This window comes from Enterococcus sp. LJL90, assembly GCF_056924355.1.
The window spans coordinates 632,416-649,039 of the sequence record NZ_JBXPBQ010000001.1 but is presented as its reverse complement, the minus strand read 5'-3'; the positions used below and the strand labels follow the sequence as shown (position 1 = coordinate 649,039).

The 16,624-nt window shown below is 42.4% G+C and carries 12 protein-coding genes; 2 read left to right on the top strand and 10 right to left on the bottom strand.

What is annotated here, in order from left to right:
• Positions 1-18 precede the first annotated feature (18 nt).
• The 10 genes from AC1Z3S_RS02890 to AC1Z3S_RS02845 all read right to left on the bottom strand — a co-directional run bounded on the left by AC1Z3S_RS02890 (position 19) and on the right by AC1Z3S_RS02845 (position 12,962).
• The gene (locus AC1Z3S_RS02890) at positions 19-306 is read right to left on the bottom strand and encodes a hypothetical protein (protein WP_461739097.1); all 288 of its coding nucleotides are present in this window, start codon (positions 304-306) and stop codon (positions 19-21) included.
• Between the two features lie 152 nt (positions 307-458).
• Positions 459-1,469: a signal recognition particle-docking protein FtsY gene (gene ftsY / locus AC1Z3S_RS02885; RefSeq protein WP_265456165.1), complete on the bottom strand. Its 1,011-nt coding sequence runs from the start codon at positions 1,467-1,469 to the stop codon at positions 459-461.
• Positions 1,470-1,879: 410 nt separating this feature from the next.
• Positions 1,880-2,695, bottom strand: coding sequence for a Cof-type HAD-IIB family hydrolase (locus AC1Z3S_RS02880; protein ID WP_461739096.1), 816 nt, complete (start codon positions 2,693-2,695; stop codon positions 1,880-1,882).
• A 110-nt stretch (positions 2,696-2,805) separates the two neighbouring features.
• Positions 2,806-6,387 (bottom strand): chromosome segregation protein SMC, encoded by a 3,582-nt coding sequence (gene smc, locus AC1Z3S_RS02875; protein ID WP_461739095.1) that lies wholly within the window; start codon positions 6,385-6,387, stop codon positions 2,806-2,808.
• A gap of 10 nt (positions 6,388-6,397) precedes the next feature.
• Positions 6,398-7,102: a ribonuclease III gene (gene rnc, locus AC1Z3S_RS02870; RefSeq protein WP_265456170.1), complete on the bottom strand. Its 705-nt coding sequence runs from the start codon at positions 7,100-7,102 to the stop codon at positions 6,398-6,400.
• 265 nt (positions 7,103-7,367) lie between these two features.
• A complete protein-coding gene (acpP, locus tag AC1Z3S_RS02865; RefSeq protein WP_265456172.1) occupies positions 7,368-7,607 on the bottom strand; it encodes an acyl carrier protein in 240 nt (79 codons plus the stop codon).
• Positions 7,608-7,696: 89 nt separating this feature from the next.
• Positions 7,697-8,728: a phosphate acyltransferase PlsX gene (gene plsX / locus AC1Z3S_RS02860; protein ID WP_461739094.1), complete on the bottom strand. Its 1,032-nt coding sequence runs from the start codon at positions 8,726-8,728 to the stop codon at positions 7,697-7,699.
• A 40-nt stretch (positions 8,729-8,768) separates the two neighbouring features.
• Positions 8,769-10,802 carry an ATP-dependent DNA helicase RecG gene (recG, locus tag AC1Z3S_RS02855; RefSeq protein WP_461739093.1) on the bottom strand — a complete coding sequence of 678 codons (2,034 nt, stop codon included), beginning with the start codon at positions 10,800-10,802 and terminating at the stop codon, positions 8,769-8,771.
• Between the two features lie 78 nt (positions 10,803-10,880).
• Positions 10,881-12,563 (bottom strand): DAK2 domain-containing protein, encoded by a 1,683-nt coding sequence (locus AC1Z3S_RS02850; protein WP_461739092.1) that lies wholly within the window; start codon positions 12,561-12,563, stop codon positions 10,881-10,883.
• Positions 12,564-12,599: 36 nt separating this feature from the next.
• Positions 12,600-12,962 (bottom strand): Asp23/Gls24 family envelope stress response protein, encoded by a 363-nt coding sequence (locus tag AC1Z3S_RS02845; RefSeq protein WP_265456180.1) that lies wholly within the window; start codon positions 12,960-12,962, stop codon positions 12,600-12,602.
• Between the two features lie 381 nt (positions 12,963-13,343).
• On the opposite strand from AC1Z3S_RS02845, the gene rpmB reads away from it, so the two are divergent.
• Complete coding sequence (gene rpmB / locus AC1Z3S_RS02840) at positions 13,344-13,532, top strand: 50S ribosomal protein L28 (protein ID WP_071861708.1); 189 nt, start codon at positions 13,344-13,346, stop codon at positions 13,530-13,532.
• Positions 13,533-13,864: 332 nt separating this feature from the next.
• Positions 13,865-16,498 (top strand): YfhO family protein, encoded by a 2,634-nt coding sequence (locus tag AC1Z3S_RS02835; protein WP_461739418.1) that lies wholly within the window; start codon positions 13,865-13,867, stop codon positions 16,496-16,498.
• Positions 16,499-16,624 lie beyond the last annotated feature (126 nt).

The window sequence follows — 16,624 nt, the reverse complement described above, 5'->3', positions numbered from 1 at the left end:
TATGCGAGCATTTCCAGATTAGAGAGCTGTCCAAATAACCAGTTTGGCATTTTTTCCACCGCCGCTGTATTCATAAACGGCAATTTGCTGGTCATCAGCGGCCACGCCATAGCAAAATTCAGAATCTTTTTTTACAATTTCTGCGGCCAAATATTGTTTCTTATTATCCAAAATATTACTGATTCTCCCGTTTGGTAGCAGACAGGTCAGATTAATGTAATCACCATTCATTGTTTTCAGCTCAGTAACCTCTTTCAGTTCAGGAATGCCCAAACTATACAACCGCTCCAGAATTTTCTCAGTCATTTTTCTGCTCCTCTCCTTTTACAATGCGATATTTTAATTATATCACAGGATAGAAAACGTTATCAAAAAAGTGTCATAAAGTTATTCTTTTGTTAGGAAAAATGAAAAACACTGGAGTCTGACTAAATCGGACTTCAGTGTTTCCATAAAATCTATTCTTCCTTCAACAAGCCTTTAAACAGACCAATCACAAAATCATTTGGCTCAAATGGTTCTAGGTCATCGATGCCTTCGCCTAAGCCGACTAATTTCACCGGCAAATGTAGCTCATTGCGAATTGCTAACACAATCCCCCCTTTAGCGGTTCCGTCTAATTTAGTTAAGACTAAACCAGTGACATCGGTTGTTTCCTTAAATTGTTTCGCCTGGACCATTGCATTTTGTCCAGTCGTCGCATCCACCACCAATAGCACTTCATGGGGCGCATCTGGCACTTCCCGCTGAATGACGCGCTTGATTTTTTCCAATTCGTTCATCAAGTTGACTTTGTTTTGCAAACGGCCAGCAGTATCCACTAATAAAATATCTGCCTGCTGTTCTTGCGCCTTAGCCACCGCATCATAAACGACAGCCGCAGGGTCGCCGCCAGCTTTGCCACGAACGACTTCGACTTGGGCCCGCTCACCCCAGACAACTAATTGATCAATCGCGCCTGCCCGAAAAGTATCCGCCGCCGCTAAAAGCACTTTTTTGCCAGCCTCACGGTATTGATTCGCCAATTTGCCGATACTCGTAGTTTTACCAACCCCGTTGACTCCGACAAACAGCATAATTGTTAATCCTTCAGGCTGAACATTTAGAGCATTGACCTCATCAACCCCTTCAGATTCATAAAGGTCGACTAATTTTTCAATGATAACATTTTGAACTTCCTGCGGCTTTTTGACATTTTGCAGCTTCACTTCCTGACGCAAAGCCTCAGTGATTTTTATCGCTGTATCAAAGCCGACATCAGCTCCGATTAAAGTTTCCTCCAACTCTTCAAAAAAGTCTTCATCAACCGTTCGGAAATTCGCAAATAATTCATTCATTCGCTCGCCAAAAGTTTTACGAGTCTTTTCTAAACCCTGCTCGTATTTCTGTTGGACCTCGACTTCCTCCGGCGTTTGAACCTCTTCCGTCTCGCCGGTAAAAGCCTTTTTGATTTTATCAAAAAATCCCATGGAATTTCCTCCTTGCTCATTTTAAGGTATTAAATTTCTTTGTAGAAATTTAGTTTTATTTTCGTACGTATATCATTCCACTAAACTACAGGGACTTTGTCTACTGCAAAAAGTGGAACTGACATCCTAACTCATTTTAAGGTAATAAATTCCTTGGCTGAAATTTAGTTTTATTGCGAGTTCGACTTAGTCCAATAAATCCAACTAGTCGAATCGTATGCGTACTGACAATTTTAGATTTCATACTAGGAACTCCAAAGAAATCTTTTCCTCTCTGTCAGTGGCTTCGTACGTATATCATTCCACTAAACTGCAGGGACTTTATATACTGCTAAAAATGGAACTGACATCCTTGCTCAGTTTAAGGTATTAAATTTATCCTTGTAGCAGTTTAGTTTGATTAGCACAGCTTACTCACCAACAAAAACAAACTTCTCGATAACAGCGGCCACACCATCTTCATCATTACTAGTGGTCACATAATCAGCAATGGCTTTGACATCAGGTACCGCATTGGCCATAGCGACACCGATGCCGGCGTATTCAATCATCGGCAAATCATTCTCTTCATCACCGATTGCCATGACTTCTGCGGCGGTTATTTTTAAGTAATCCGCCAACAAAGAAATTCCATAAGCCTTCGTCACACCCTTAGGCATAAATTCTAGCAGATTAGCCCGACTTTTTATAATTTCATATCTTGTATACAAATCCTGCGGAATATCCGGAATTTTTTGATCCAAAATAGCCGCACTATAAGCCATAACAGCCTTATTATATGTTCCTTCATCATTGATTGCTTCGATTTCTGTCGGAATAAAATTCAGCAAATCATTTAAGCTTTGATAGATTGAATTATGTCCGGGTGCCGTCGTTAGCTGCAGGACATCATCATCAGCCAAAACGTCCACTGGCAGTTCAAGTTGCTTGCCTAGCTGATAAATTTCTCGAACATTGGCTGTTGTTAAAGCTTTTTTGGCTAAAATTTCACCGGTATCATTTTTTTGAACCAAGCCGCCATTGAAGGTGATGCTGTAATCACCGGCTTCTTCTAGACCCAATTCCTCCAAATAAACTTCAATCCCTCTTAAAGGTCGGCCAGTACACAGCACAATTTTTACTCCGGCATCTTTGGCGCTTTGCAAGGCCAATTTATTTGCCTCGGAGATTTTCTTTTCGCTATTTAATAAAGTGCCGTCCAAATCAATTGCAATTAGTTTAATCATGAAACGCTCCTTTATGCTATCTGGAAACTTTTGCAGCCACTACAAACCAGTCGATACTAGCTTAGGCCCCTATTTATTTCAACTTAATCATTATAAAGACAGAATTTTCCTTACTGCGCCTCCGCCGAAATCCTGCCACCTTCAGTGACATCCTCAAGACGTACCGAAACAATTTTAGACACGCCGGATTCCTGCATAGTGACACCATATAAAACATTGGCGGCTTCCATCGTACCTTTTCTGTGAGTCACAACAATAAATTGCGTATCACTTTGGAATTGGCTGAGGTAATGGCCAAAGCGTGAAACATTGGCCTCATCTAAGGCAGCCTCCACCTCGTCTAAAATACAAAACGGGACTGTCCGCACTTGGATAATCGAAAACAGCAGAGCGATAGCTGTTAAAGCCCGCTCGCCTCCTGATAATAGACTCAAACTTTGCAGCCGTTTACCCGGCGGCTGAGCCTCAATTTCGATTCCGGTATTTAATAAATCTGTCGGGTTAGTCAAGAATAATTCCGCCCGACCGCCGCCAAACATTTTTGGAAAGACGGCTTTAAATTTATTGCGGATGGCATCAAAGGTTTCACTGAAACGCAGTTTGACCTCTTCGTCCATTTCCGCCATCGTGGTAAATAATTGTTCTTTGGCGGATAATAAATCATCCCGTTGGCTAACTAAGAATTGATGACGCTCATCCACTTGTTCAAACTGCTCGATGGCGTTTAAATTGACAGGACCGAGTCGCTCGATGTCGGCTTTTAATTGGCGCACTTCTTTTTTAGCGGCCGCTAAGTCAGCCGTTTCTTGATACTGCCAGACAGCCGCTTCATAGGTCATGCTGTATTCTTCCTGCAAGTATGCCAAGAAATTATCCAATTGTAGCTCCCGCCGATTTTTTTGAACCTCTAAATTGGTTTGGGTCGCCATCAGATTTTTTTGTTGCTGATTGGCTTCCGTCAATTGGCTGTCCAATTGGTCGACTTGTTCCTGTAAAGCCTGCCGCTGTTCTTTTGCGGCAGATAATTTCTCTTTGATTTCCGCGAGGGCCCGGCCCAATTCTTCCCCTTGGGCCACTAAACTTTCTTCCGTCATTTCAAAATCAGAAGAAGCATTGCTTAAAGCGGCAATTTGGCTGACTAAGTTATCCCGTCGATTAGCAGTGTCCCGCTCTTGTTCCACCAGATTTTGGAGCTGGCTTTCCAGATGAGTTTTCTGCTCCTTGGCAATCGCCAACTTGGCCGTTTGCTGGTTTTTTTCCTCCTGCAAACGTTGGCGGGTTTCCTCCACCAATTCGCTTTCTTGACTGATGGATTTAATTTCTTGATCAATGTCGGTCAATTGTGTCGCTAGGGTGGTTTGTCTATCCGTTAGCTCGGCTTTTTCCTGCTGATATTCGCCGATGAAACGCTGCAGCTCTGTGGACTCCATTTGGAAAATTTGTAATTCTTTTTGAGCTCGCTCTAATTCATTTTCTTTATTAGCAAGCTGATTTAAAATTTCTTGTTCTTCTAAACGAGTCGCTTCCCCGTGACTGCGAAGGGCCTCTAAGTCGACCTCTTGTTTTTTCACAACAGCTTCCAACTGTTGAACCTGTTGTTCCTTAGCAAATTGCTGAGCTTCAATTCGTTCCAATTCTTGACTGAGGTGCTGCAATTCTTGGCCTTGACTAAAGAGACTGCCTTGATTGCCTTTTTTACTGGCACCACCGGTCATCGAACCGCCGGCATTCATCACGTCTCCTTCGAGGGAAACAATCCGCACCTGGTAATTCAGCGCCTTCGCCAGTTGGTTAGCACTGGTCAAGTCTTTGGCAATCACAATATGCCCTAATAAATTCTCAGCAATATTAGCAATTTTGTCATCATAGCTGATTAATTGGCTAGCAATTCCTAAAAAGCCTAACACATCTTGGGCTTTTTTTACTTGAGAACTGTTTAAGGAACGAGGCTTAATCGTTGTCAGCGGTAGAAACGTTCCACGGCCGCCTTTGCGTTCCTTCAAAAAAGTAATCCCATTGCGGGCATCTTTTTCTGTTTCCACAACAATATTTTGCGCTGCGCCCCCTAAAGCCGTTTCAATTGCGAGGGTGTAATCTTCTGGCACTGTTAATAATTCCGCCACGGCGCCGACGATACCGCCAAGCTGCTCTTGGTTTTGCAAAATCAAACGGACACCATGATAAAACCCAGTGTAATTATCTTGAATATCCTGCAGGCTTTTATGGCGAGCTTTAACCTGTTGCAGCCGATTCATCAGCTGATACATTTCCTGCTGCGCCTCTTTAAAACGAGCGCTCCCCTGCTGTAATTCCTGTTGGGTCTTTTGATAATCCTTTAATTGTCTAGCAATTTGGCCTTGGACAGTCGCTTTTTTCTCAGTTAAATCAGCCACTTGCTCAACCAAGGTCGCCTGTTGCGTTTCCAACTGCTGATTTTTAGTCAGCGCCTGCTGATTTTTGGCCATCTCCTGCTGATAAGTCCGCTCCAAATGTTTTAATTCATTGTTGGTGCTGGCTTGCTCTTGCATCAGCTCAACATATTGGCTGCGCAAATCTTCAATAATTTCCTTAGAGGATTTTTGATATTTGATTAATTCACTTTCAGTGGCGGCAATTTCATTGCTTAAAAGAGTCATCTCTTCTTCTTTTGTTAATAAATTGCGTCGCAAATCAGTTAGTTGTTGACTAAACTCGGCTAATTTCGCTTCGGCTTCTTCCACAGAGGCTTGATATTCTTGGGCATTTTTCAAGGTGTTTTGCGAGCGTTCCTTTAAAACATCCTTTTGCCCTTCAGCTTGTTTCAAGGCTTCAGTCAATTGCAGTTGCTGTTGATTGAATTGGTCAATTTGCTGGTCGGTTTGGCTGCGGGTTTGCCGCAAATCAAACAATTTACTTTCAGCGTATTGAATCGCTTCGCTGACCTCTGTCAATTGCTCCGCTAAGACAGCCAGTTCTGTTTTTTTAGTTTCCCAATCGGCTTTGGTGCTGCTAACTTCAGTAATGACAGCACTGATATCGATTGCCGTTAATTTTTCTTTTAAAGTCAAAAATTCTTTAGCAGCTGCACTCTGGGCCTTTAAAGGTTCCAGCTGGTCTTCCAGCTCATAAATAATATCTTGAACCCGGCTTAAATTGTCTTCTGTCTCAAATAATTTCTGCTCAGCTTTTTTCTTCCGCTGCTTATATTTTAAAACACCGGCTGCCTCTTCAAAAATTCCGCGACGGTCCTCAGGCTTACTGGAGAAAATCGCTTCGACCTTCCCTTGAGAAATAATCGAAAAAGATTCCTTGCCTAAACCAGAATCCATAAATAAATCTTGAATGTCTTTTAGACGGCAGGCTTGTTTATTAATGAAAAAGTCACTTTCACCAGTCCGACGTAAACGACGGGTCACGCTGATTTCACTAAAATCCAGCGGCAGATAGTTGTCGCTGTTATCTAAGACAATCGTCACTTCGGCAATGTTCAAAGGTTTGCGGGATTCAGAGCCGGCAAAAATAATGTCCGGCATCTTGCCACCCCGCAAACTTTTAGCGGACTGCTCCCCTAAAACCCAACGAATCGCTTCGGTGATATTACTTTTGCCGCTGCCGTTTGGACCCACGACGGCGGTTAATTTATTTTCAAAATCAATCACCGTGCGATCAGCAAAGGACTTGAAGCCGGCTATTTCTACTTTCTTTAAATACACAAAATCGCTCCTAATTTGTTTCGGATTCAGCTAATTGCTTCAGGGCATTTTCCGCTGCAGCTTGTTCTGAAAGCTTTTTGGATTTCCCGTGGCCATCGCCGATTTCGCGACCATCCAATAAAACTTTGGTCCAAAATTCCCGTTCATGGGCAGGACCTTCTTCTTTAATTAATTGATAGTCGATTTTAACATCGCCATTTTTTTGTAAAACTTCTTGTAAACGGGTCTTAAAATCCATCTCATGTGAAAAAGCACCATTGGTTACTTGGGGAAAGATAACTTTGCTAATAAACGCCAAAACAGCGTCTAATCCTTGATCTAAATACAAAGCCCCTAAAAAGGCTTCAAATAAATCACACAATAAGGCGGGGCGCATCCGGCCGCCGGAGTTTTCTTCGCCTTTTCCTAGTAACACATACTGGTCAAATTGACATTCCTTCGCAAATTTTGAAAGACTGTCCTCTCTGACAATTGCTGAACGCAGCTTCGTTAAACGACCTTCAGGTAAATCCGTGAAGGTGTCATATAAAAATCGGGAAACTAATAATTCCAAAACAGCGTCCCCTAAAAATTCTAAGCGTTCATTGTCAGATAAATGCAAGTTGCGATGCTCATTCACATAGGATGAATGGGTGAAGGCCTGTTCGAGTAAATCGACATGATGAAAAACAATTTGATAGTTCTCCTGTAGCAATTTGGTCAACTGGTGATTCATGTTCCCATTCCTTTCCAACTTGGTTGCAGATACTGTTCTATTATACTGGTTTTTCTCTTCTTTTGAAACTTTAAGGAGATAAAAAAAGAGGTTATCACATAAGTTCTTTCACAGACAAAATTTCTAAACTAAAGGGTGAATTGTTGTGTCAGGAGCCAAATGGTCCGACTGGCAAATTTACCCCCACTGTCAGCTGTTACTGACGATGGTTTAGCTATTTTAAATCTGTTTTGAGCTTATGTCACAACCTCGAGAAAATCAATGATTATTGATTGTTCATAATATAGTCAACTGCGCCGCCAACTGTTTCAATTTTTTCTGCTTCTTCATCAGAAATCTCAGTCCCAAATTCGTCTTCTAATTCCAAGACAAATTCCATCACTGAAATTGAATCAGCATTCAAATCATCTTTAATACTGATTTGATCGGTAATTTTATCCGGCTCAACTTCAAAATGTTTGGCGATAATATTCGCTACTTTGCTAAATACTTCTTCCCGCGTCAATTCGCTTCACCCCCGTTTTCCTTGCCCTCAGTCTGCAAGCTTCATTTTACTGATAAAAAAATTGTTTGTCTACCTTTTTCAGCGAATTTCTATTCCGCTGGTGTCGTTGCTTCAGACTCTGCTGCTTCCTCTTGGGCAAAATGGTCCACCAATTGAGTGACGACCTGAGTTTCTAACATCCGGTGAATCTGGCGAATGGTATACTTTACAGCCTCTGGTCCAGTTGCTCCGTGGGTTTTAATCACGGGTGCCTTTAAGCCAAACAAGACTGCTCCACCATGTTTAGAATAATCCATTTCATTTTTCAAACCCCGCAAGCTGTCTTTTAATAATAATGCCCCCAGCTTGCCTGTGATGCCTGCTTCTGAAATCGAATTTTTCAATAGCGACATAATGCTGATGGCAGTCCCTTCAATTGTCTTTAAGACGGCATTTCCAGTAAAGCCGTCGGTGACAACTACATCAGCGACACCGCTCAATAAATCACGGGCTTCAACGTTGCCGATAAAATTCAAATCAGGTGCTTCACTTAGCAACTCATATGCTTTTTTCGTCAGCTCACTACCTTTGCTAGCTTCCGTACCATTGTTTAAAAGTCCAACACGGGGATTTTCAATTCCCCGAACATTTTTAGCATAAAAGGCTCCTAAGACACCAAATTGCAATAAATGTTCTGGCCGGTTATCGGCATTCGCCCCTAAGTCCAGCATATCAAAGCCTTTATCCGATTGCCCAACCACTGGCAAAGTGGTCATCAAACCTGGCCGTTCCACTTGTTTAATGCGCCCGACGATAAATAAGCCAGCTGCTAATAAAGCTCCGGTATTACCGGCAGAAAAAATCGCATCGGCGCGACCTTCTTTGACCGCTTGGGCCGCCAGCACCATTGACGCTGTTTTTTTACGACGAATCGCTTTAACGGGTTCATCATCACTCATAATTTTTTCATCGGTGTGGATGATCTCTACATTTTTTTCATCGGTTACGTACTTTTTAATTTCCGTTTCTTTTCCAAATAAAAGAAACTCCATCTCAGGGTATTCCGCTTTAGCTAGCATAATTCCTTCGACAATGGCTTGAGGGGCGTTGTCGCCGCCCATCGCATCTACTGCAATTTTCATTTTTTTATTTTCCTCCAGTTTAGTTCAAGCAACTTGCGCTTTAATCAAAAAATTGTTCTTCATCAGCTATTTTTAAAGTCTCCACTAGACTACTATATTCTGCTTGATGTTGCCAGTCGGAATCCCGCCAAATCTTTTTGGCTTCACTGCGGGCCACTTCCAGAATATTAAAATCATTGACGATATCCCCCACAATAAATTGCGGAATTCCTGATTGCCGAAAGCCAAAGACTTCGCCCGGCCCCCGCAGCTCCAAATCTTTTTCGCTGACGACAAAGCCGTTAGTGGTTTCTGTCATGATTTTCATGCGCTCCACACCCATTTCATTTTTCGGGTCCGCCACTAAAATACAATAGGAGGCATCGCCGCCCCGGCCAACCCGGCCCCGCAGTTGATGGAGCTGGGCCAAACCAAAACGGTCGGCATCCATAATCAACATCACTGTGGCATTGGGAACATTGACCCCGACTTCAATCACGGTGGTGGAAACTAAAATCTGACTTTTTTGATCTTTAAAATTTTCCATGATTTGATCTTTTTCTTGGTTTTTCATTTTGCCGTGGAGCAAAGCTACTTGATAGGTGTCGCCATAATAAGTTTGCAGGCGTTCATAAATCTCAGTGGCATTTTTGACATCCAAAGCCTCTGATTCTTCAATCAGCGGACAGATAACGTACATCTGATGTCCCTTTGAAAGTTCTTTTAAGCTCCACTCCAAGACGCTATCCAATTGTGGATGACGAATCCAGCGAGTTTCCACAGGAATTCGGCCGGCCGGTAATTCATCAATCACGGAAACATCCATTTCCCCATAAGCAGTAATCGCTAAAGTTCGAGGAATCGGCGTCGCCGTCATAAATAAGACATCCGGTCGCAAGCCCTTCTCCCGCAAAATTTTCCGCTGGTTCACGCCAAAGCGATGCTGTTCATCGGTAATCACGAGACCGAGATTGGCGAAGAAAACATCTTTTTGAATCAAAGCGTGGGTGCCGACAAGAATATCCAATTCGCCGTTGGCTAATTGGGTGAGAATTTCCCGCCGTTCTTTTGTTTTAGTCGAACCAGTTAAAACTGCCACCCGCACTTCCAAAGGATCAAAGAGCTGGCTCAAGCTTTCCAAATGCTGCTGGGCCAAAATTTCCGTTGGCACCATCAAGGCTCCTTGAAAACCGGCTGTCATGGCGGCATATAAAACAATTGCCGCCACCACCGTTTTCCCGCTGCCGACATCCCCTTGCAAAAGCCGCTGCATATGTTGCGGACTGCGCAAATCTCGACAGATTTCATTAGTGACCCGCTTTTGAGCATTCGTCAGCTCAAAGGGCAGCGTCTCGACAAATTTTTTCAAACGGGGCACATCGTATAAAATCGAAATTCCGTTGACTTCGGCTTTGTCCCGCGCTTTTAAGCCCTGCATCCGCATTTGAAAGAGGAAAAATTCTTCAAAGACGACTCGCCGTTTGGCCTGCTGACTTTCCTGATGATTTTTAGGAAAGTGCATGGCAATAATCGCTGACTTGCGATCCATTAAGCGATATTTTTCAATCAGAGAGGCCGGCAGATTTTCAAAAATCTGCTCTTGATAGAGTTCCAATGCTAGCTTGATTAATTCAATCAGGGTGCTCTGGCGGACCGCTTTTGAGACATGGTAAATCGGGGCAAAATCTTCTGGTGATTTGCTGCCTAAAATTTTCATGCCGTTTAAAGCTTTGCGCTTAGCATCCCATTTGCCATAAACGGCGATTTCTTCTCCTAAAATCACTTTATCCTTTAGATAAGGTTGATTAAAAAAAGAGACGCTGAAAACATCATGGTCTTGCATCATGCGAAATTGCAGGCGATTTTTTTTATAGCCATAACGGGCTAAGACCGCTTCAGAAACGACAGTCCCCTTCAGCGTGACTTTTTCTTGATCGCCGATTTCGTTGAGATTTTTTTCTTGAATATCCTCATAGCGAAATGGAAAATAAGTAATCAAATCCTCAATCGTCACTATGCCGAGGCTGGCTAAATTTTCTTGACGCTTAGGACCCACGCCGGCTAAAACGGCGACACTATCTGTCAATGCTGTCATCTGTCGACCTCCCTTCAAGAAAGAAGCCTGAAAAACCAATCTAAGATTAGTGCTTCAGGCTTACAAGTGTTTAATTTTTTATTCAGCAGAGAACAAGTAAGGGTAAACCGGTTGATCCCCTTGATGAATCTCCAACTCTAAATCAGGATATTTTTCTGAAAGAGTTTTAACAAGGTCTTCTGCGGCTTTTTGGCTGCCGCCTTCACCGACGATAATCGTGACAATTTCCGTATCGGCTGCAATCATCTTCTCCAGAGTCGTCAAGGCAACATCTTTAATATCCTTTTCAGATACGACAATCTTACCGTCAACCATTCCGAGATAATCGCCTTCTGTGATAGTGACACCATCAATCGCTGTGTCGCGAATCGCATTGGTGATTTGTCCGCTGACCACACTTTCGCTTAACTCTGTCATCGAAGTTTTATTTTCATCTAAATCAGCTTGGTCGTTAAAGGCCAACATCGCCGTCATCCCTTGGGAAATGGTTTTAGTCGGCACCACAGCCACTGGCACTTCTGCCACTTCAGCCGCTTGGTCAGCTGCCATAAAGATATTTTTATTATTCGGCAGGATAATTACTTGGTCGGCATTGACCTCCTCCACAGCTTTTAAAATATCCTCTGTGCTAGGATTCATCGTTTGGCCGCCGCTAATCACAAAGTTAACGCCTAAGCTCTTAAATAATTCCTGCACGCCTTCACCGGCAGCAATCGCAATTACGCCATAAGGTTTGTGGGCTTGAGTGATATCTAAGTCTTCGTGGATATGTTCATCATGCTCTAAAATCGTTTCATGTTGCATCCGCATATTGTCGACTTTGACTTTCACTAACGAACCAAATTTTTGCCCGTAATTCATGACTTCGCCGGGATGTTCCGTGTGGACGTGAACTTTGATAATTTCATCGTCATTGACTACTAATAATGAATCCCCTAGTCCGTCTAAATAATTACGGAAGGTTTCATAATCAAACTTGCTATCAACCGTTGGGCCTTCGCCGATGTTGACCATGATTTCTGTACAGTAGCCGAATTTAATATCGGCTGTGGCCAATTGTCCTTGGACACTACGGTGATGTTCTGCATTGACCATTTCATCCATCGCTGCTGGTGATGGTTCATAAGCGATATCCGCTTCGAACTTGCCGGTTAAGGCATTTAAAAAGCCTTCATAAATAAAGACTAAGCCTTGGCCGCCGCTATCGACAACGCCGACTTCTTTTAAGACTGGTAATAAATCAGGTGTTTTCGCCAACGCCCGTTTACCACCGCTTAAAACAGCCTCCATCACTTCAATCACATCGTCTGTTTTTTGAGCCTTGCGTTCGCCGGCTTTAGCTGCTTCCCGGGCAACGGTTAAAATCGTGCCCTCCACAGGTTTCATCACGGCTTTATAAGCTGTTTCAACTCCATGGGTAAAAGCTGCTGCTAAATCTTTAGCATTTAAGTTCACGACATCGGGAATATGTTTGGAAAAGCCTCGGAACAACTGAGACAAAATAACGCCGGAATTGCCCCGCGCCCCCATTAAAAGACCTTTTGATAAAATATTTGCCAATTCACCGACTTTTTGTGATGGTGAATCAACAACGGCTTTCGCTCCGCTGGTCATCGACAAATTCATATTGGTACCCGTATCACCATCTGGCACGGGAAATACATTTAAAGAATTGACAAATTCCGCATTTACATTTAAGCGCTTTGCCCCCGCCTGAACCATTTCTTGAAACTGGCTGGCGCTGATTTCTGTTACACTCACTAAAATATCCTCCTTATTGATGCTAAGCACCTGTGCCTAGTCAGGCAATACCCGCACACCCTGCACAAAGACATTCACTGAATTTGCGCTCACGCCCAGTAAAGTTTCCAAATTGTATTTGACACTTTCTTGAACATTGCGGGATACTTCAGAAATTTTGGTGCCATAACTGATGATGGTATACACATCCACCGCCACACCATTTTCTTCTTGCCGAACTACCACACCGCGGGAATAATTTTCTTTTCTTAAAATTTCGTTAATATTATCTTTAATCTGGCTTTTGCTGGCCATGCCAACGATGCCAAACACGTCGGTTGCTGCTCCGCCGACGACTGTTGCAATCACTTCATTGGAGATTTCAATCGTACCGGCAGCCGTTTTAATTTTTACAGCCATTTGTATGCCTCCCTACAAATTTTTTGTCAAATTCACTCTGTATTTTATCATAGCCCCCTAGTAAATAAAAGAAAGCCAGCTAATAATCTGACGACAAAAACGGGCTTTTGTCATAACAAGCCCACCATAACTCTGTATAATTTACACGTTTTCACAGGACTTGTCAATTCTCTTCAAAAAATCAGCTTGCTAAATGGAGCAACCTATGATAAATTATTACGGTATGAGCTGAAGAATTCGCTTCAAGATTTTGCAATCGACAGCAAGTTCTTCTTGACTCAGGAGCTTGTATTTTCTTCTATAGTAATAGAAGTTTCTAGGAGCTCAGGCAGAAGAATGCATGCAGATTGAATTGCATCATAAGATGAAGGAGGAAATATCATGGCTAAAGTTTGTTATTTTACCGGTCGTAAAACTAGCAGCGGCAACAACCGTTCTCACGCATTAAATGCTACTAAACGGACTGTCAAACCTAACTTGCAAAAAGTTCGTGTGCTAATCGACGGCAAACCTAAAAAAGTATGGGTTTCAACTCGCGCGTTGAAATCTGGAAAAGTTGAACGTGTTTAATCACAACAACTAGTATTCCCAACCGTCTCCTTTAAAAAGGAGACGGTTTTTTTGTGTCTCAGCTAAGAAGTTAAGCTTGTCTAAAATAGCTGCAACCAATAGTTTTCACCTCTGGAAAATTTCTTCGCCCTCCTCAAAGCATTTTTCCCCAGACATTTTAATTTTCGAGGTGAAAAATTCTGCCTCGACTTTCTTCCTATGGTACACTATCCTTAATGACTTTATAGAAATTTGGTGAACCTTTTTTGAAACGACAGACAGCTCATAAAAAATCTTCTTTTAAAATAAAAAATCCTTTTACTACCCCTTACTTTAAGGAAAATCGCTGGTTTATGTTAGCCAGTTTTTTACTGCCTTTTTTAATTTTAGCAGGGGTCTATCTCAGTATCGGCATTTATCCCGGCAGCTCCCGCAGCATTCTGGCAAGTGATGCTTTTTCGCAATCTTCCAATTTCTATGCCAGCTTTAATAATTTTCTACACGGCGAGCAGAGCTTTTTCTACACTTGGAATACCTCATTAGGATTGAACTATCTTTCCCTTGTTTCCTATTATTTAGGCGGGATTTTCACCTTTTTGGTTTATTTCTTCCCAAATCAATTAGTGCCTGATGCCCTCTATCTGATTACCCTCATAAAAATCGGTGCAGCCGGCTTAAGCTTTTGGTTTTTGGCAAATCACAGTTTTAAATTGCCAAAATGGAACAAGGTCTCTTTGGCTGTTGCCTATGCCTTAATGTCTTTTGCCACGGCTCATTCGGAATTAATCATGTGGTCCGATGCTTTTGTCTATCTACCGCTGGTCATCTTAGGCATCCATAAAGTGATGGATGAGAAAAAACCGCTGCTTTTATTTGTCAGCTATTTGTTGCTCTTTTTATCCGGATTTTACATGGGCTTTATGATTGCCATTTTTTCTGGGCTGTATTTTATCGCCCGACTTTTGACCAAACCCAAGACTTATCTCAAAACGATTGTTCCCTATGGTCTGACCGCGGCTTTAGCCACCGGTGCTTCACTGATTATGATTTTACCGGCTGTCTTGGATTTGCGGACCAATGGCGAATCCCTCTCCACAATTAATCAGTTGAAAACGGAGGCAACCGGCTGGTGGGACATCTTGATGAAAAATATGATTGGCGTTTACGATACCACCCGTTATGGTTCGATTCCATTCATTTATGTCGGCTTAGTACCATTAGTTTTCTGTGTCTTCTATTTTGTGACCCGTAAAATTTCTTGGAAAAATAAAGTGGCTTTCGGCAGTTTATTGGCGATTTTAATCGCAAGCTTTTACCTTGTGCCGTTAAACCTTTTCTGGCACGGGATGCACGCGCCGAACATGTTTTTATTCCGCTACGCCTATTTATTTTCTTTTTTAGTCGTGCTACTTGCCGGCTACGGCTGGGAGCAGTTTACAAAAAAAGATAGCTACCTTGTTATGGGTCTCAGCCTGTTGATTGCCGCCCTCTTTTGTATCGGCTTCGGTCTGGAAACCAATAACTACCCTTACGTCAGCTTATTTTCACTGATTATCAGCGTGGCCTTTTTACTTTTTTATACGTTAGGCATTGCGCTATTTCAGTCAGATAAACTCAACCTAAAACGCCTCAGTATTATCTTTTTAATCTTGATGAGCGGCGAGGCTCTACTGAATACTAACGGCATGATTCACGGAATTTTAGATGATTGGAATTACGCTTCCAGAAGTTTGTACACCAGTCCTTATCCAGCAATCAAGTCCCTCGTCTCTGAATCAGAGGACTTGAATGACAATTTTTATCGGCTGGAAAATTTGGACGCTGTCTCCTCCAACGACAGTCTGAATTATGGGTACAGCGGCATCAGCATGTTTTCTTCTATCCGCAATCGGAATTCATCCAGCTTTTTGGATGAACTCGGTTTTCGTTCCCGGGGGACTAATTTAAATATTCGTTACAATAATAATACCCTCTTGATGGATAGCCTTTTTGGGATAAAATATAATCTCAGCAAAACCACCCTCAATAAATTCGGCTTTTCTGCTATCGAGTCAGCGGGAGATTATACCTTATATGAAAATCAGAATGCTCTGCCGTTAGCCTTCACAACGGATGAAAGTATTTACAACGTGGAGAGTTTGGTTTCTGACAATTTGGGAACCCAGACAAATTTGGTCAATGCTTTATCCGGGCAAAATTTAAATTATTTTACCTTTTACAATCCAATTGTCACCTCTACGGAAAATACGGACGTGACTGAAAATGGCAACACTGTGACCTATAGTGAACAGACTAATAATGTCGCGAAGGTCATTAATTATCAAGTGACCGTCCCTGCCAACACTCAAGCCTATATCAGTTTGTTTCCAACTGACTTTAACCAGATCGGTAGCTCCACCGCCGAAGTTTTTGTTAATGGTGAAAGTCGCAAGTCCCAGATTAATATTACCGGACAGTATTATGATTTAGGTTATTATGCGGAGCAGACAACTGTTAATTTTTCGGTTAGCTTTTACGGAACTGATGCGATTAGTTTACTTAATCCACAGGTTTTAGGTATGGATACGACTGCTTACACGACAGCGATGAACGCCATTCAAGCTAACGGAGTTGAATTAACCACTGATGGCCGGACCGCCAGCGGAAATGTTACCGTTGATAGCGACCAAGTTTTAATGACGACCATCCCCTTTGATGAAGGTTGGAAAGCTTATGTCGACGGCGAGGAAGTTGAAATTACCGCCTATGAAGATGCACTAGTTGCTATTAATCTTCCAGCCGGCAGTCACGAAATTGTCTTTAAATATCTGCCACAAGGCTTTAGTTTAGGTGCTATTTCCTTTGTCGTTTGTATTCTCTTATTCGCTGTTTACCTATTTTGGTTAAGAAGACGTCGCCAGCAGCAAATACTAAACACCCCTTCACAGCTTGAAGAAATGGAAACTTCAACGAGCCAACTTGAAGAACCAACTCCCCCTGCTGAATAAAATTTAAACAGCCTGTAAATATTAGCTTTTGTAGTGACCCCAAAGGTTAGACCAAAAATCTAACCTTATGGGATCGATATATTTTAACTGCTAACTTTTACAGGCGTTTTTTTAATTGGGAAAATT

Bases quoted from the DNA above. Each gene is read 5' to 3' on its own strand.
- AC1Z3S_RS02890 (WP_461739097.1), bottom strand. From the start codon at position 306: ATGACTGAGAAAATTCTGGAGCGGTTGTATAGTTTGGGCATTCCTGAA.
- ftsY (WP_265456165.1), bottom strand. From the start codon at position 1,469: ATGGGATTTTTTGATAAAATCAAAAAGGCTTTTACCGGCGAGACGGAA.
- AC1Z3S_RS02880 (WP_461739096.1), bottom strand. From the start codon at position 2,695: ATGATTAAACTAATTGCAATTGATTTGGACGGCACTTTATTAAATAGC.
- rnc (WP_265456170.1), bottom strand. From the start codon at position 7,102: ATGAATCACCAGTTGACCAAATTGCTACAGGAGAACTATCAAATTGTT.
- plsX (WP_461739094.1), bottom strand. From the start codon at position 8,728: ATGAAAATTGCAGTAGATGCGATGGGCGGCGACAACGCCCCTCAAGCC.
- recG (WP_461739093.1), bottom strand. From the start codon at position 10,802: ATGACAGCATTGACAGATAGTGTCGCCGTTTTAGCCGGCGTGGGTCCT.
- AC1Z3S_RS02845 (WP_265456180.1), bottom strand. From the start codon at position 12,962: ATGGCTGTAAAAATTAAAACGGCTGCCGGTACGATTGAAATCTCCAAT.
- rpmB (WP_071861708.1), top strand. From the start codon at position 13,344: ATGGCTAAAGTTTGTTATTTTACCGGTCGTAAAACTAGCAGCGGCAAC.
- AC1Z3S_RS02835 (WP_461739418.1), top strand. From the start codon at position 13,865: ATGTTAGCCAGTTTTTTACTGCCTTTTTTAATTTTAGCAGGGGTCTAT.